Genomic DNA, 15349 nt, shown 5'->3' with positions numbered 1-15349 from the left:
TTTACGCGTGGACGCCCGAGGCCCCGACCGGCCCGCCGTCCCGACTGTCCGAGCCGGATGATGACCGACAAGACCAACACCGCCAAAGCCGCCGAGACCGCTGCCGACGGCGTCGATTACTCGCAGACGCTCTTCCTGCCCCAGACCGAGTTCCCGATGCGCGCCGGCCTGCCGCAGCGCGAGCCGGAGCTGCTCGCCCGCTGGGCCAAGATGGATCTCTACCGCAAGCTGCGCGAAGCGGGGCAGGGGCGGGACCGTTTCGTCCTGCATGACGGCCCTCCCTATGCCAACGGCAACATCCATATCGGCCATGCGCTGAACAAGGTCCTCAAGGACCTCGTCACGCGTTCGCAGCAGATGCTCGGCTACGATTCCAACTATGTGCCGGGCTGGGACTGCCATGGCTTGCCGATCGAGTGGAAGATCGAGGAGCAGTACCGCGCCAAGGGCCTGAACAAGGACGATGTCCCCGTCGTCGAGTTCCGCAAGGAATGCCGCTCCTTCGCCGAGCACTGGGTCGACGTCCAGCGCGAGGAGTTCAAGCGCTTGGGCGTCGAGGGCGACTGGGCCCATCCTTATCTGACCATGGCTTATCCGGCCGAGGCGCAGATCGCCCGCGAGATCATGAAATTCGCCGAGACCGGCCAGCTCTATCGCGGCTCGAAGCCGGTGATGTGGTCGGTGGTCGAGAAGACCGCGCTCGCCGAGGCCGAGGTCGAGTACGAGGAGCACACGAGCGACACGATCTTCGTGGCGTTTCCGATCACAGACGCGTCTAGCGGCGATGTAGGTGGTTCTCGCGTTGGGCCGGAATTCGAGAAAGCCAAGCGATTGGCCGGTGCGTCGATCGTTATCTGGACGACCACGCCGTGGACGATCCCGGGCAATCGCGCAATCTCCTACAGCAACAAGGTCGCCTACGGCCTCTACAAAGTTACGGCTGCGCCCGAGAACAATTGGGCCAAGACCGGCGCGACCTACGTCCTTGCGAAGAACCTGGCTGAAAGTGTCTTTAAGGCCGCAAAGGTCGAAGCGTTTGAGTTGGTCGACGATGTTTCCGCCGAACAGCTTGAGTTCTCGCAGGCCGCCCACCCGCTGCGCGGCCGCGGCTACGACTTCGTCGTCCCGTTGCTTGATGGCGACCACGTCACCGACGATGCCGGTACCGGCTTCGTCCACACCGCGCCCAGCCATGGTCGCGAGGACTTCGACGTCTGGATGGCCAATGGCCGCCAGCTCACCGAGCGCGGCATCGAGACCCGCATCCCCTATACCGTCGACGCCGATGGCCGCTTCACCAAGGAGGCTCCGGGCTTCGAGGGTGCGCAGGTCATCACCGACAAGGGCGACAAGGGCAACGCCAACGATGTCGTCATCAAGGCGCTGGTCGAGGCCGGCAACATCATCGCGCGGGGCCGCCTGAAGCATCAGTACCCGCATAGCTGGCGCTCGAAGAAGCCGGTGATCTTCCGCAACACGCCGCAATGGTTCATCGCCATGGACAAGCCGATCGGCGAGGCCGGCGCACCGGATGCGGCCGATCCGCAGCCGGTCGCGGGCGGCAACACCGATACGTTGCGCAACCGCGCGCTGAAGGCAATCAAGGAGACGGAATGGGTCCCCGCCGCCGGCGAGAACCGCATCACCGGCATGATCGCCAACCGGCCGGACTGGGTCGTCTCGCGCCAGCGCGCCTGGGGCGTGCCGATCACGGTCTTCGTCGAGAAGGAGACCAAGGAGATCCTCGTCGACGACCGCGTGAACGCGGCGATCGCCGAGGCCTTCGAGGCCGAAGGCGCGGATGCCTGGTTCACCGATACGGACGGCGCCCGCTTCCTCAAGCCCTTCGGCTATGATCCCGCGCAGTACGAGCGCGTCACCGACGTGCTCGACGTCTGGTTCGATTCCGGCTCGACCCATGCCTTCACGCTGGAGAAGCGGGGCGACCTGCGCGCGCGCCGTCGCGGCGATGGCGGCAAGGACCGCGTGATGTATCTCGAGGGCTCGGACCAGCATCGCGGCTGGTTCCATTCGAGCCTGCTCGAAAGCTGCGGCACGCGCGGCCGGGCGCCCTACGACATCGTCCTGACCCATGGCTTCTGCCTGGACGAGAAGGGCGAGAAGATGTCGAAATCGAAGGGCAACGTCACCGCCCCGCAGGACATCATCAAGGACTCGGGCGCCGACATCCTGCGCCTCTGGGTTGCGGCCGCCGATTATTCGGACGACCTGCGCATCGGCAAGGAGATCCTCAAGACCTTCGTCGAGACCTATCGCAAGCTGCGCAACACCATGCGCTGGATGCTCGGCACGCTCGCCCATTTCAGCGAGGATGTCCGCGTCTCCAATCCGCAGACCATGCCGGAGCTTGAGCGGCTGATGCTGCACCGGCTTGCGGAGCTTGGGCCGCTGGTCGAGGAGGCCTATCGCACCTACGACTACAAGAAGGTCGTTTTCCTGCTCTCGCAGTTCATGAACACCGAGCTCTCGGCCTTCTATTTCGACGTGCGCAAGGATGCGCTCTACTGCGATCCGCTCTCCAGCCATGTCCGCAAGAGCGCGCTGACCGTCGTCGACCATCTCTTTCGCTGCCTCACGACCTGGCTCGCGCCGATCCTGGTCTTTACCGCCGAGGAAGCCTGGCTCGATCGCTATCCCGACCAGAAGGCGGGCGAGGGCTCGGTCCATCTCGAACGATTCGTCGCGGCCAAGGCAGAGTGGCTCGATCCGGAGCTGGCCGAGCGCTGGGCCAAGATCCGCCGCGTGCGCCGTGTCGTCACCGGCGCGCTGGAGCTGGAGCGCGCGGCCAAGCGCCTCGGCTCCTCGCTGGAGGCGGCTCCGCAGGTCTTCGTCTCCGACAGCGATCTCTATGCCGCGCTGTCCGGGGCCGATCTCGCCGAGATCAGCATCACCTCCGGCATCCGCGTCGAGAGCGGGGAGGGGCCGGCCGATGCCTTCCGCCTCGCCGACGTGCCGGGCGTCGCGGTCGTGCCGCATCGTGCTGCCGGCATCAAATGCGCCCGATCCTGGAAATATTTCGACCCGGCCACGGCCGACAAGGCTTATCCCCAGGTCACGCCGCGCGACGCCAAGGCGCTCAAGGAGCTGGGAGTGCGCGCCTGATGACGTCCGCCCGTCGCCTTGGCCTGCTGACGGTCCTGATCGTCTTCGTCGCCGATCAGCTCCTGAAATGGTGGCTGCTCTACAGCGTCGGGCTGGCCCAGAACGGGCCGTACGATCTCACCTCGTTCCTGACGATCGTGCTGGCCTGGAACCGCGGCATCTCCTACGGCCTGTTCCAGCAGGGCACGGATCTCGGCCGCTGGTTCCTCGTCGTCATCTCCTTCGTCGCAGCCATCTGGCTCTGGCGCTGGATGTGGCGCGAGCCGCGAGCTTTCAGCGTGTTCAGTCTCGCGCTGATCATCGGCGGGGCGCTCGGAAACGGCGTCGATCGCGCCGTCTATGGCGCGGTGGTCGACTTCGTGCATTTCCACTGGGGCAGCTTCAGCTGGTATATCTTCAACATCGCCGACGTTGCGATCGTTGTCGGAGTGCTCGGTCTGCTATATGAGTCCTTCCGCCCGAGCGCAGAAAAGACAGCTTAACGACGGTTTCGCCATTGTTTTGCCGTTCGTCTGGGTTTTGAGACGAGGCGAGATTGTCCGAAGGGAGATTTGACATGGCCAAACGCGTCCGCGTGGCTCATCTGCTCATCGCCGGCGGGCTTGTGCTCGCCGCTTCGCCGGCCTTCGCGCAGGACGGCATGCTGTTCAAGAACCTGATGGAAGGTGTCTTGGGCAGGGGGGGCGATCCGGATATCGATTATCGCGCCCGCGCCCCGCTGGTCGTGCCGCCGAACTCGACCCTGCCGCGCCCACAGCAGGCGGGCAGCGAGCGCAACGCCGCCTGGCCGAACGATCCGGACGTGCAGCGCCGCAGGGACGAGGCCAACCCGGCTCCCTACGTGCCGGCTCTCGGGGTTCGCAACAACCCGATGATGTCGCCGCAGGAGGTTCGTCGCGGCCGCACCACCCGTCCCACGGAAGGCCCGCGCTTCACCGAGGAACAGAACAACTACAACAACCAGATCCAGCCGATCCGGATCGGCCGCGAGCTTGCCGCGCGCCAGAACCAGATCGACCAAAGCGCCGCTCTTCATGGCGAGGAGCCGCCGCGCCGTACCCTGACCGAGCCGCCGACCGGCTATCGCCGCCCGGCTGCGACGGCCGCCTTCGGCCCGGGTGCGGGCGGGCCCAAGGAAGACACGCAAGCCACCGGCCAGCGCGAGTTCGTGACCGGGCGCGGCCCGGTCATGCAGTGAGCAGGCCGGCATCGGACGGAGCGTGATCGCACGGGCGTGATCGCCGGTCCGATTGCCCCTTGCCGAAGCAGGGTTGCCTGACCAAGTTGTCCAGAAGGGCGGGCGCGTCGCGCCCGCCCTTTTTTCGATCGAGGAGACGGCATCAGGTGAACATCCATGCGCACCGGAGCGACCAGGCGGAGCCGGTCGAATCCTTCCGGTTGGCCAATGGCCTCGATGTCGTGGTGGTGAAGGACCGGCGCGCTCCGGTCGTCACCCATATGGTCTGGTATCGCAACGGTTCGGCTGATGATCCGTCGGCCAAGTCCGGCATCGCCCATTTCCTCGAGCACCTGATGTTCAAGGGTACCGAACGCTGGCCCGCCAGCGAGTTCTCCAAGATCGTCGCAGGCTTCGGCGGCCAGGAGAACGCCTTCACCTCCTTCGACTACACCGCTTATTTCCAGCGGGTGCCGAAGGAGCATCTGCGCGCGATGATGGACTACGAGGCCGACCGGATGACCGGCCTTTCCTTCGACGAGACCGTGGTCGCCCCCGAGCGTGACGTGGTGCTCGAAGAACGGCGCATGCGCGTCGATTCCGACCCCTCCGCCCAGCTCGGCGAGGAATTCTCGGCGACGTTGTTCTTCCATCACCCCTACGGCACGCCGATCATCGGCTGGGAGCACGAGATCGAGCGCCTGAGCCGGGACGACGCCTTCGCCTATTACCAGCGCTTCTACACGCCCGAGAACGCGATCCTCGTCGTCGCCGGCGATACCGATGCCGCCGAGGTCCGCCGCCTCGCCGAGGAGACCTATGGCAAGATCGCGGCCCGCGGCGCGGCGCCCGTCCGCTCCCGCCCGATCGAGCCGGAACCGCGCGCCTCGCGCCGCGTGCAGCTCAATGATCCGCGCGTGCAGCAGCCTTCGCTGCGGCGTGGCTGGCTGACCCCGACCTATACGAGCGGCGAGCGCGAGGAGGTCCTCGCGCTTGAACTCGTCGCCGAGATTCTGGGCGGTGGCACGACCTCGCGGCTTTATCGCAAGCTCTGCGTCGAGGACGAACTGGCCGCCGGCGCGAGCGCCTATTTCATGAGCTCGATGGTCGATCGCGCCGCCTTCCAGATCTCCGCCAGCCCGCGCCCCGGCGTCGAGATGGCGGCGATGGAAGCCGGGCTCGATGCGGCGCTCGCCGCCTTCCTGGCCGATGGGCCGACCGAACTGGAACTGGCCCGCGCCCGCACCCGGCTGGTTGCCGAGACGATCTTCGCCCGCGACAACCAGTCCTCGCTCGCCCGCATCTTCGGCTCGGCGCTGGCCGTCGGCGAGACGGTCGAGGATGTGCTCGCCTGGCCGCAGCGCATCGAGGCTGTCGGCCGCGATGCCGTGATCGAGGCCGCGCGCCGTTACCTCAAGCCTGATCGCAGCGTCACCGGCCTGCTGCTGCCCGCCTGACACTGCCGTCTCACCGAACGGGCGGAGTCCCTGCTCCGCCGACAGGAAGCGACATGAACGCCCCGATTCCGACGCCCAAGCTCAACACGGCCGGCCCCGCCATCGCCGTCCAGACCGTCCGCTCGCCTGGCGGCGTCGAGGCCTGGCTGGTCGAGGAGCACAGCCTGCCGTTGATCGCGGTCGATTTCGCCTTTGACGGCGGCGCCAGCCGCGATCCCGACAATGCCGCCGGCAGCGCCTACCTGATCTCCGGCCTGCTCGACGAGGGCGCCGGCGATCTCGACGCCGAGGCCTTCCAGGGCCGCATGGCCGACCACGCGATCAGCCTCGGCTTCGAGGCCCGCCGCGATGATTTCCACGGCTATCTGCAGACGCTGTCCACGCATCGCGAGACTGCCTTCGAGCTGCTCGGGCTGGCGCTCAACAAGCCACGCTTCGATGCTGACGCGGTCGCCCGTGTCCGTGCGCAGGTCATCGCCGGCCTGCAGCGTCAGGCGAAGAATCCCGAAGTGATGTGCCGCAACGCGCTCTATGCCGCGGCCTTTCCGGGGCATGCCTATAGCCGGCCCGAGAAGGGCGATATCGACAGCGTCTCCAGGCTGGAAGCCCCGGCGTTGAAGGCGCTGCGGCCCACCCTCATGGACCGCGCCGGCCTCAAGATCGTCGTCGTCGGGGACATCACCGCGGCTGAGCTTGCCGGCCGGCTCGATGCGCTCTTCGGCGATCTGCCCAAGGGCGAGCCGCGGCAGCGCCCGGCGCAGCCCCTGCCGATCCAGGGCCTCGGCCAGACCCATGTCATCGATCTCGACGTGCCGCAGACCGTGCTGCGCTTCGTCGGGCCGGGCCTGATGTGGGATGATACGGATTTCATCACTGCCAGCGTGCTGAACCATATCCTCGGCGGCTCCGCTTTCACCTCGCGTCTCTTCATGGAGGTGCGCGAGAAGCGCGGCCTCGCCTATGGCGTCTCGTCCAGCCTGATGCCGATGCGCGAGAGTGCCATGCTGGTCGGCGGCACCGCCACCCGCAACGATCGCGCGGCGGAGTCGATGAAGGTCATCCGCGAGGAGATGCTGAAGCTCGCCGAGGAGGGCCCGACCGAGCATGAGGTCGAGGAGGCCAAGCGCTACATCATCGGCTCCTACCCGCTGCGCTTCGACACCTCGCCGAAGATCGCCGGAGAACTGTTGGCGCTGGCGCTGCGCGGCGACACGCCGGATTTCCTCGCCCGTCGCAACGGCCTCTTCGCGGCCGTCACGCTCGACGATGTCAAGCGCGTCGCCAAGCGCTTGTTCGGCAACCCAGAACTGCTCGTCCAGGCGGTTGGCAAGCCCGTCGCGCTGGTCTGAAATAGCCTTCGTCTTCTCGTCGATACGGATAGGTTCATGCTTCAGCAAAGCTTCGATCTCGCGCTCGAATCCAAGGTCGGCAAGGGCGGTATTCCCGATGCGGCCTTCGAGACGGCGCTGGCCGATCTCAAGCCCGCGCTGGTGAAGCTGCAGGCGCAGGCCAAGGATGGCTCGCTGCCGCTGCTGAAGCTGCCGAGCGACACCGCCGATCTCGGCCCCGTGAAGGCCGCAGCTGAGCGCCTCAAGGCTGGCGGCACCACCGACGTGCTGGTGCTCGGCACCGGCGGCTCCAGCCTCGGCGGCCAGACGCTGGCGCAGCTCACCGGCTACGGTATCGCCGGGCTCTCGCAGTTCACCTCCGGCGTGCGCGTCCATTTCATCGACAATCTCGACCCCGCGACCTATGCCGCGCTGCTCGCCAAGCTCCCGCTCAAGACCACCAAATTCGTCGCCATCTCGAAATCGGGCGGCACCGGCGAGACCCTGCTGCAATCGATCGCCGCGATCGAGGCCTTGCGCGGCGCGCATCTGACCGATCAGCAGATCGGTACGCATTTCGAGGGGCTCTCCGAACCGGCGAAATCCGGCAAGCTGCATCCGCTGCGCGCGCTGCTCGAACCCTTCGGCACGCCCTTCCTCGAGCATCACACCGATGTCGGCGGCCGCTACTCCGTGCTGACCAATTGCGGCCTGCTGCCCGCCGCCGTGCTCGGCCTCGATATCGAGGCGCTCAGGCTCGGCGCTGGCCGCGCGGTCGCGCCGCTCTTCGCCGGCAAGGATGTCCGCGAGACGCCGGCTGCCGTCGGTGCGGCGCTGCATCTCGCCGCGATGCGCTCGGGCAAGAACATCGCCGTGCTGATGCCCTATGCCGACAAGCTTGCCTTGCTCACCCGCTGGTGGATGCAGCTCTGGGCCGAGAGCCTCGGCAAGGACGGGCAGGGCACGCAGCCCGTCGGCGCGCTCGGCCCCGTCGACCAGCATTCGCAGCAGCAGCTTTACCTCGCCGGCCCCAAGGACAAGGTCTTCACGGTCATCACGACCCATGTGAAAGGCAAGGGCCCGCAGATCGACGCCGCCCTGGCGGAAAAGATCGGTCAGGCCGATTTCGCCGGCAAGACGATCGGCGACCTCGTCGCGGCGCAAGGCATCGCGATGATCGATACCTTCGCCAAGAACGGTTGCGCGGTGCGCCGCTTCCATGTCGAGCGCATCGACGAGACCAGCCATGGCGAGATGCTGATGCATTTCATGCTGGAGACGATCCTGACCGGCTACGCCATGGGCGTGGATCCGTTCGACCAGCCGGCCGTGGAAGAAGCGAAGCTCCTCGCCAAGCGCTATCTTGCCGAAGGGCGGGCCTGAGTCGCAGCGAACCTTGCGGGTGGCCGTCATGCTCGGGCTTGACCCGAGCATCCCAGGACACGAAGGCTCGGGAGCCTCTTCCTGCCGGAGATTCTCGGGTCTGCGCTTCGCTCCGCCCGAGAATGACGAGCCCTGTTTTCCGATGACCGCTAGAGCCCCATGACCGTCCGCCGCCTCGATCCCGTCCTGGTCGACCGCATCGCCGCTGGCGAGGTGATCGAGCGGCCGGCTGCGGCCGTGAAGGAGCTGGTCGAGAACGCGATCGATGCCGGCGCGCGCTCGATCGCCGTCACCATCCAGGGCGGCGGCCGCGAACTCATCCGCGTCGTCGATGACGGCGCCGGCATGACGCCTGATGACCTCGAACTCGCCGTCGACCGTCATGCCACCTCGAAGCTCCCCGACGGCGACCTCTTCGCCATCGACACGCTCGGCTTCCGCGGCGAGGCCTTGCCCTCGATCGGCTCGGTCGCCCGGCTCTCGATCGCGACGCGCCGCCGCGATGCCGCGCAGGGCTCCGGCCTCGTCGTCGAGGCCGGCGAGAAGGGCGTAGTCCGCCCCGTCGCGGCGGCGCCCGGCACCCGCATCGAGGTCTCGGACCTCTTCATCTTCACGCCTGCCCGCCTGAAATTCCTCAAGAGCGACCGCGCCGAGGCGCAGGCGGTCTCCGAGATGCTCAGGCGGCTCGCCATCGCCCATCCCGAGATCCGCTTCTCGCTGGAGGGCGAGCATATCAGCGCCTTCGACTGGCCGGCCGAGCCGATCGGGGAGGAGGCCCTGTTACGCCGCCTCGGCCGCGCGCTCGGCCGCGACTTCCCCGAGAACGCGCTGCGCATCGAGGCGGAACGCGAAGGTTTCGGCATTTCAGGCTTCGCCGGCCTGCCGACCTTCCATCGCGGTACCTCGGCCGGCGTGCATCTCGCCGTCAATGGCCGCCCGGTGCGCGACAAGCTGCTGCTCTCGGCCGTGCGCGGCGCCTATGCAGATGTCGTGCCCTCCGACCGGCATCCCGTGCTCTTCCTCGATGTCGGCTGCGATCCGCGCTCGGTCGACGTCAACGTCCACCCGGCCAAGAGCGAGGTCCGTTTCCGCGATCCGGCGCTGGTGCGCGGCCTCGTCGTCTCCGGCCTGAAGGCGGCGCTCGCCGCAGCCGGCCACCGCGCCACCACGACGGGCGGCGCCCGCACGCTCGATGCCTTCCGCGCCGTGCTCTCGATGGGCGGCAGCGGCAACACGATCCCGCGCCCCGCTTTCCCACAGGCGCCAAGCTGGGGCGCGCCAGCCCCCCTTACGACCAGCGCCCCGCAATCTGGCTTCTCCGATTTCGCCGCGCCCTCGGCGGATGCCCGCGCCCATCTCGCCGAGCCTTCGGCGGACGCGCTCGACCGGCCGCTTGGCGCCGCCCGCGCCCAGGTCCACGAGACCTATATCGTCGCCCAGACCCGCGAAGGCGTCGTCATCGTCGACCAGCACGCCGCCCATGAGCGCCTCGTCTATGAACGCCTCAAGGCCGAGCGCGCCCGCAACGGCATCACCCGCCAGCCCCTGCTGCTGCCCGAGGTGGTCGAACTCGACCCGGTCGATGCCGACCGGCTGATCGCTGCCGGCAGCGAGCTTGAAAGCCTCGGCCTCGTGCTGGAATCCTTCGGTCCGGGCGCGGTTCTGGTCCGCGAGGCGCCGAGCCAGCTCGCCGGCGGCAATCTCCAGCGCCTCGTCCGCGATGTCGCGGATGCGCTCGCCGAACACGGCACGGCGGGGTCGCTGGAGCGCCGGCTCGACCATGTGCTCGCGACGATGGCTTGCCACAACTCGGTCCGCGCCGGCCGCCGCATGCGCCCCGAGGAGATGGATGCGCTTTTGCGCGAAATGGAGATCACGCCCAATTCAGGCCAATGCAACCACGGCCGACCGACCTATGTGGAGTTGAAGCTCAGCGATATCGAGCGGCTGTTCGGGCGGCGATGAGGGGCTCGGCGGGATAACCCTCGCCGAAGCGAAGGAAACAGCGTGCTCAAGGTCATCGCTCAGGATTTCATCAAGGCCGACGCCATCGGTATCGTCGCGCCGCTCTACCAGGAGCTTGTCGCGCTGACACGGCAGGAGCCGCTCTGCATCAGCTACGACCTGTTCGTCGATCAGAAGGAGCCGGGCCACTTCGTCTTCATCGAAACATGGCCTGATCGCGCCGCACTGGATCATCACTGCGCGACGGAGCATTTCCGCCGCCTGGTGCCCCAGATCGATGCTCATCAGAAAGCGCCCGGCACCTATATCCTGATGGACGCCTTCAACCCGACCGACTGAGCGTGAATGCCGTGAGACTCATCGTTTGGAGCTGAGCAGGATCACCTGCGTCTCGCCATATGCCCGCCGCTCCAGCTCCTCGAAGCCCTCCGGCAGGCTGATCTCGGCATCCGCAGCCTCTTCCAGCACGATCAGCGCGTCCGGTGCCAGCCAGCCGCCCTCGCGGGCCGAGACGAGCGCCTTCTCGCCCAGCCCCTTGCGATAGGGCGGGTCGCAGAAGACGAGGCCGAACGGCGCCATACCGGTGATCGGGCCGAGCTTGGTGGCGTCGCGGCGGAAGATGCGGCTGAAGCCGGCGATACCGAGAGCCATCTGGTTCTCGCGGATGATGCCGCGCGCCTCCGTGCCGTCATCGACCAGCAGGGCGAAGCCCGCGCCGCGTGACAAGGCCTCGAAGCCGAGCGCGCCCGTGCCGGCGAAGAGATCGAGCACGCGCGCGCCTTCGATCGCGTCGCCATAGGCATGGACGAGCACGTTGAACAGGGATTCGCGCAGGCGGTCCGAGGTCGGCCGGATGCTGCCGATCCCCGGTTTCGGGCCGGCCAGAGGCCGGCCGCCCAGGCGTCCGCCGACGATCCGCATCGCTTAGTCGCGGCTGCCGCCACCGGGACGGGGACCTCTGCCACCGCCGCCGGGGCGCGGACCCTTGCCGCCACCCGGTCGCCCACCGCCAGGCTTGCCGCCGAAGGGGCGTCCGCCACCGGCAGGGCGCTCGGAGGAACGGCCTCCGAAGTTCTTGCCGCCCGGCTTGTCGCCGAAGCTGCGGCCGCGGGGCCGGTCATCGCCCGGCCGATCGGAAGACCGCCCGCCGAAGCTCTTGCCCCCGAAGCCTTTGCCGGCAGGCTTGTCGCCGAAGCTGCGGCCGCGCGGCCTCTCCTCCGATGAACGCTCGCGGAAGGCGCGGGCAGGGCGCTCAGCGCCGTCACGGGGCGGGCGGTCAGGACGCTCGCCGCGCGGTGCGCGATCTTCCCACGGCCGGTCACCACCGCGATCGCGTTCGCCGGCCTCGCTGCGCGGGCGCCGTGCCGGCCTTTCGTCTCCGCCGGTGCGGGTAAGAGGACGCGACGTGCGTGCCTCGTCGCCACCACGCTCTTCGCGGCCACGCTCCTGGCGCGGCTTGCGGTCGGGCCTGCGCTTGCTCTCGCGTTCGGGAGCAGCGCGTTCTTCCGAAACGGGCGCGCGGACGCGCTCGACCAGCACGCGCCGGCCCTTCGGATCGGCGATCGGCGTGTCGCGGCGGCGCTTGACGTCGCCGGTGGCCTCGCGCTCCTGCCGCTCCAGCTTCGGGTCGGCGCCGCGGCGCGGCGGGGCCTTGCGCTCGCGCTGCGGCTCGGTCTCGGCATCGCGCCAGACGGTGCGGGTCCAGGGCTTGTCGCCGCGCAGCGGCGCGCGGGCCGGCTCGTCGTCGCGGCCGGCTTCGTCGCGGCGGCGGCGCGGGCGATCGTCGCCGGCCGGGGCCGGGCGCGGCGCGGCGGGCAGGGCGTCGCGGCGCGGCGATTCGAAATCGGCGCCGGCCTTGGCCGCGAGCTCGGTGCCGAGCTGGTCCTGCAGCACGCGCGATCGAATCTCGTCGACCTCGCCCTCTTCGAGCTCGCCGAGCTGGAACGGGCCGAAGGAGATGCGGATCAGGCGGTTCACCGTCAGCCCGAGATGCTCGAGCACGGTCTTGACCTCGCGGTTCTTGCCCTCGCGCAGATCGACCGTCAGCCAGGTGTTGAAGCCCTGCTGGCGCTCGAAGCGCGCGATCACCGGTCCGTAATGGACGTCATCGATGGTGACGCCGTCCTTGACCGTATCGAGCACGTCCTGCGTCACCTCGCCGAAGGCGCGCACGCGGTAACGGCGCAGCCAGCCGGTCTCCGGCAATTCCAGCACCCGCGCCAGCCCGCCATCGTTGGTCAGCAGCAGCAGGCCTTCGGTGTTGATGTCGAGCCGGCCGATGGTCAGCACGCGCGGCAGGTCTTCCGGCAGCACGTCGAAGACGGTCGGCCGGCCTTCCGGGTCGAAATTGGTCGTCACCACGCCGCGGGGCTTGTGGTAGAGCCACAGCCGCGTGCGCTCCCGGGCCGGCAAGGGCTCGCCGTCGATCAGCACGATATCGGTCGGCTTCACGTCGCGGGCCGGGCTGTCCAGCACGGTGCCGTTCACGCTGACGCGACCTTCCGCAATCATCGCTTCGCTGTCGCGGCGCGAGGCGACACCGGCGCGCGCCATCACCTTGGCGATCCGCTCGGGTTCGTCGGCCGTGATCAGCTTGCGCTCGGGCTCAGCCGCGCGCGGGCGGCGCGGACGATCGTCCTGGCCCTCGAAACGGGGCGAACGCGGGCGCGAGAAACGCTTCTCGCCGTCGCGGCCCTCGCCACGCGGCGGCCGGTCGCCCTGCGGCCGGTCGCGGCCTGCGAAGGGGCGGTCGCCCGTGCGGCGCGGGCGCTCATCGCCCGAGCGCTCGCGGAAATTGCGGCCTTCGCCCTCGGTCCTGGCGCGGACCGGGCGGTCGCCATCGAAGCGGCGCGGGCGCGGAGCCTCGCCCTCAGTGCCGGCAGGGCGCTCGAAGCGGCGGGCCGGACGCTCGTCACCAGCCGAATGGCCGCGGAAGGGCTTGCGCTCGCCGTCGCGGGCCGGGCGCTCATCGCGGGCCGGGCGGCTGCGGAACGGCTTGCGTTCTCCGTCGCGCGCGGGCCCGCGACCTTCGCCACTGGGGCGGCTGCCGAAGGACTTGCCGCCAAAGCCTTTGCCACCGGGGCCGGGGCCACGGCCGCCGGCGCCACCGCCCTTGCGTGGGCCGCGGCCTCTGTTGTTGTCGTCGTCTTTCATGCTTGCTCCTGAGCCGGCCGAGCACAACCGCTTTGCGGGAAAGGCCTGGCTCGCTTATTCGCTATGACCGGCGCTTGTAGCAGAGGCTTTCCTTCGCTGCGAGCGTCAAAGCTGGGGTTTTCGATGTCGCTGCCGCAACACTCATCCACCGCCGATGCCATGGCGCTTGCCTTCGACGAGGCGAAGGCTGCCGCCGCGCGCGGCGAGGTGCCGGTCGGCGCGGTGGTGGTGCGTGACGGAGCGATCCTTGCCAGCGCCGGCAACCGCACGCTGGAGCTGAAGGACCCGACGGCGCACGCCGAGATGCTGGCGCTTCGGCTCGCCTGCGAGGCGATCGGCAGCGAACGACTGATCGGCTGCGATCTCTACGTCACGCTCGAACCCTGTCCGATGTGCGCGGCGGCGATCTCGTTCTCCCGGATCAGGCGGCTTTATTTCGGCGCCGGTGATCCGAAGAGCGGCGCGGTCGAGAACGGCGTCAGGCTCTATGAGAGCCCGACCTGCCATCATGCGCCGGAGGTCTATGGCGGCCTGCGCGAGACGGAGGCCGCGGCGCTGCTCCGGGATTTCTTCCGCGAGCGGCGTTAAGGCTCACGTATCCGACGAGGCGATGCCGAACTTCGCCGCGAGCTGCGCGCGGTCCATGCAGGAGACGTCATAGGTCACCTGCCGACCCTTGAACTCCGGACGCTTGCCGAACTCCTTGGTCATCGTGCGAGCGATGTCGTCGATCCGTGCCTCGCAGGCCTGTGCCGTGGTGAAGCCCATTTCGCTGACGCGGCTCGTGGCGCAATGCGCCTCGCCGGCGACGCAGGCCATGATGACCATGGTGAAGGCTTCCATGCGAGCCGCTCCCGTTTCTGCCGGCCGAGGCTGCGCCCGTATGGTTAGCGCTTGGTTAAGCCCGGCGAGGTCCAGCCCTTACTTCCCAAGCAAGGGCCGGACCATCAGGCCAGGCTGCGCCAGCAGAGATACGCTCCCAGCGCCAGCAGGCCGGCGAAGAAGCAGATCTTGAAAGTCGCCGGAGAGATGCGGCTGCGGATGAATTGTCCCGCGCCCATGCCGATCAGCGCAGGGACGAGCGCCAGCAGCGATTGCCAGGCGACGGTGCCGTTGAGCGCTCCCGCCCCGATCAGGCCGAAGGACAGCGCCAGCGTCGAGACGATGAAGGAGATGCCGAGCGCCTGCACCAGCTCGTCCTTGTCGAAGCCAAGCGCCTGCAGATAGGGCACGGCCGGCAGTACGAACACGCCCGTCGCGGCTGTGACGACGCCCGTCGTGAAACCGATCACCGGCCCGAGCCAGCCTTCCCAGCGCGGCGGTACGCGCAGCTTCGCCGCCTTCAAACCGACGAGCGCATAGAGAACAAGCGCGGCGCCGAGCCAGAGCGTGGCACTGCCGTCCTTCTGCTGTTGCAGCAACCCGGCGCCAGCCCAGGTGCCCAGGCAGATGGTCGTAAGCATCGGCCAGAGCCGCTTCAGCGTGGCCCCGAGCTTTGGGCCGGTCGCGATCTGCCAGCCATTGGTGACGAGATTGGGCACGACCAGCAGCGCCGCCGCCTGCGCGGGCGCCATGACCACGCCGAGGATGCCGACCGCGATGGTCGGCAGTCCCAGCCCGATGACACCCTTGACGAAGCCGGCGAGCACGAAGGTCGCGGTGACGAAGATGAGAAGAGTCGTGTTGTCCATGCCCTGCTTTTGGCATTGCCATGGGCGCCTGTCGCGGCCCGACGCTACGGCCCTTGCCGTAGTGTTCCTGCT

At 68.4% G+C, this 15349-nt stretch carries 13 protein-coding genes; 9 read left to right on the top strand and 4 right to left on the bottom strand.

Annotation, left to right across the window (positions count from 1 at the left end):
- Positions 1-60: 60 nt before the first annotated feature.
- The 8 genes from ileS (at position 61) to AC3WMA_RS05185 (ending at position 10772) form a co-directional block, all read left to right on the top strand.
- The gene (gene ileS / locus AC3WMA_RS05220; protein ID WP_492284314.1) at positions 61-3123 is read left to right on the top strand and encodes an isoleucine--tRNA ligase; all 3063 of its coding nucleotides are present in this window, start codon (positions 61-63) and stop codon (positions 3121-3123) included.
- Entirely contained in the window at positions 3123-3605 is a 483-nt protein-coding gene (gene lspA / locus AC3WMA_RS05215) for a signal peptidase II (protein ID WP_492284313.1), read from the top strand. The genes ileS and lspA overlap by 1 nt, the downstream gene beginning before the upstream one ends.
- Positions 3606-3679: 74 nt before the next feature.
- Positions 3680-4321: a hypothetical protein gene (locus AC3WMA_RS05210; RefSeq protein WP_492284312.1), complete on the top strand. Its 642-nt coding sequence runs from the start codon at positions 3680-3682 to the stop codon at positions 4319-4321.
- A gap of 146 nt (positions 4322-4467) precedes the next feature.
- Positions 4468-5757 (top strand): M16 family metallopeptidase, encoded by a 1290-nt coding sequence (locus tag AC3WMA_RS05205; RefSeq protein WP_492284311.1) that lies wholly within the window; start codon positions 4468-4470, stop codon positions 5755-5757.
- Positions 5758-5810: 53 nt separating this feature from the next.
- Entirely contained in the window at positions 5811-7106 is a 1296-nt protein-coding gene (locus AC3WMA_RS05200) for a M16 family metallopeptidase (RefSeq protein WP_492284310.1), read from the top strand.
- A gap of 36 nt (positions 7107-7142) precedes the next feature.
- On the top strand, positions 7143-8468 hold the full coding sequence (locus AC3WMA_RS05195; RefSeq protein WP_492284309.1) for a phosphoglucose isomerase-related protein: 1326 nt from the start codon (positions 7143-7145) through the stop codon (positions 8466-8468).
- 159 nt (positions 8469-8627) lie between these two features.
- Positions 8628-10433 carry a DNA mismatch repair endonuclease MutL gene (gene mutL / locus AC3WMA_RS05190; RefSeq protein ID WP_492284308.1) on the top strand — a complete coding sequence of 602 codons (1806 nt, stop codon included), beginning with the start codon at positions 8628-8630 and terminating at the stop codon, positions 10431-10433.
- Positions 10434-10475: 42 nt separating this feature from the next.
- Complete coding sequence (locus AC3WMA_RS05185; RefSeq protein ID WP_492284307.1) at positions 10476-10772, top strand: putative quinol monooxygenase; 297 nt, start codon at positions 10476-10478, stop codon at positions 10770-10772.
- Between the two features lie 18 nt (positions 10773-10790).
- Here the strand turns inward: AC3WMA_RS05185 and rsmD are convergent, their stop codons facing one another.
- Both rsmD and AC3WMA_RS05175 read right to left on the bottom strand, forming a co-directional pair.
- Complete coding sequence (gene rsmD, locus AC3WMA_RS05180) at positions 10791-11354, bottom strand: 16S rRNA (guanine(966)-N(2))-methyltransferase RsmD (protein WP_492284306.1); 564 nt, start codon at positions 11352-11354, stop codon at positions 10791-10793.
- A 3-nt stretch (positions 11355-11357) separates the two neighbouring features.
- The gene (locus AC3WMA_RS05175; RefSeq protein WP_492284750.1) at positions 11358-13025 is read right to left on the bottom strand and encodes a pseudouridine synthase; all 1668 of its coding nucleotides are present in this window, start codon (positions 13023-13025) and stop codon (positions 11358-11360) included.
- A 684-nt stretch (positions 13026-13709) separates the two neighbouring features.
- On the opposite strand from AC3WMA_RS05175, the gene AC3WMA_RS05170 reads away from it, so the two are divergent.
- Entirely contained in the window at positions 13710-14174 is a 465-nt protein-coding gene (locus tag AC3WMA_RS05170; protein WP_492284305.1) for a nucleoside deaminase, read from the top strand.
- A 3-nt stretch (positions 14175-14177) separates the two neighbouring features.
- Here the strand turns inward: AC3WMA_RS05170 and AC3WMA_RS05165 are convergent, their stop codons facing one another.
- Both AC3WMA_RS05165 and AC3WMA_RS05160 read right to left on the bottom strand, forming a co-directional pair.
- On the bottom strand, positions 14178-14429 hold the full coding sequence (locus AC3WMA_RS05165) for a hypothetical protein (protein ID WP_492284304.1): 252 nt from the start codon (positions 14427-14429) through the stop codon (positions 14178-14180).
- Positions 14430-14533: 104 nt separating this feature from the next.
- Positions 14534-15277: a sulfite exporter TauE/SafE family protein gene (locus tag AC3WMA_RS05160; protein WP_492284303.1), complete on the bottom strand. Its 744-nt coding sequence runs from the start codon at positions 15275-15277 to the stop codon at positions 14534-14536.
- Positions 15278-15349 lie beyond the last annotated feature (72 nt).

The organism is Allobosea sp. FW305-C-101, assembly GCF_058783685.1.
Note: the sequence above shows the minus strand (reverse complement) of the source record. Positions and strands in the feature narration are given on the sequence as shown.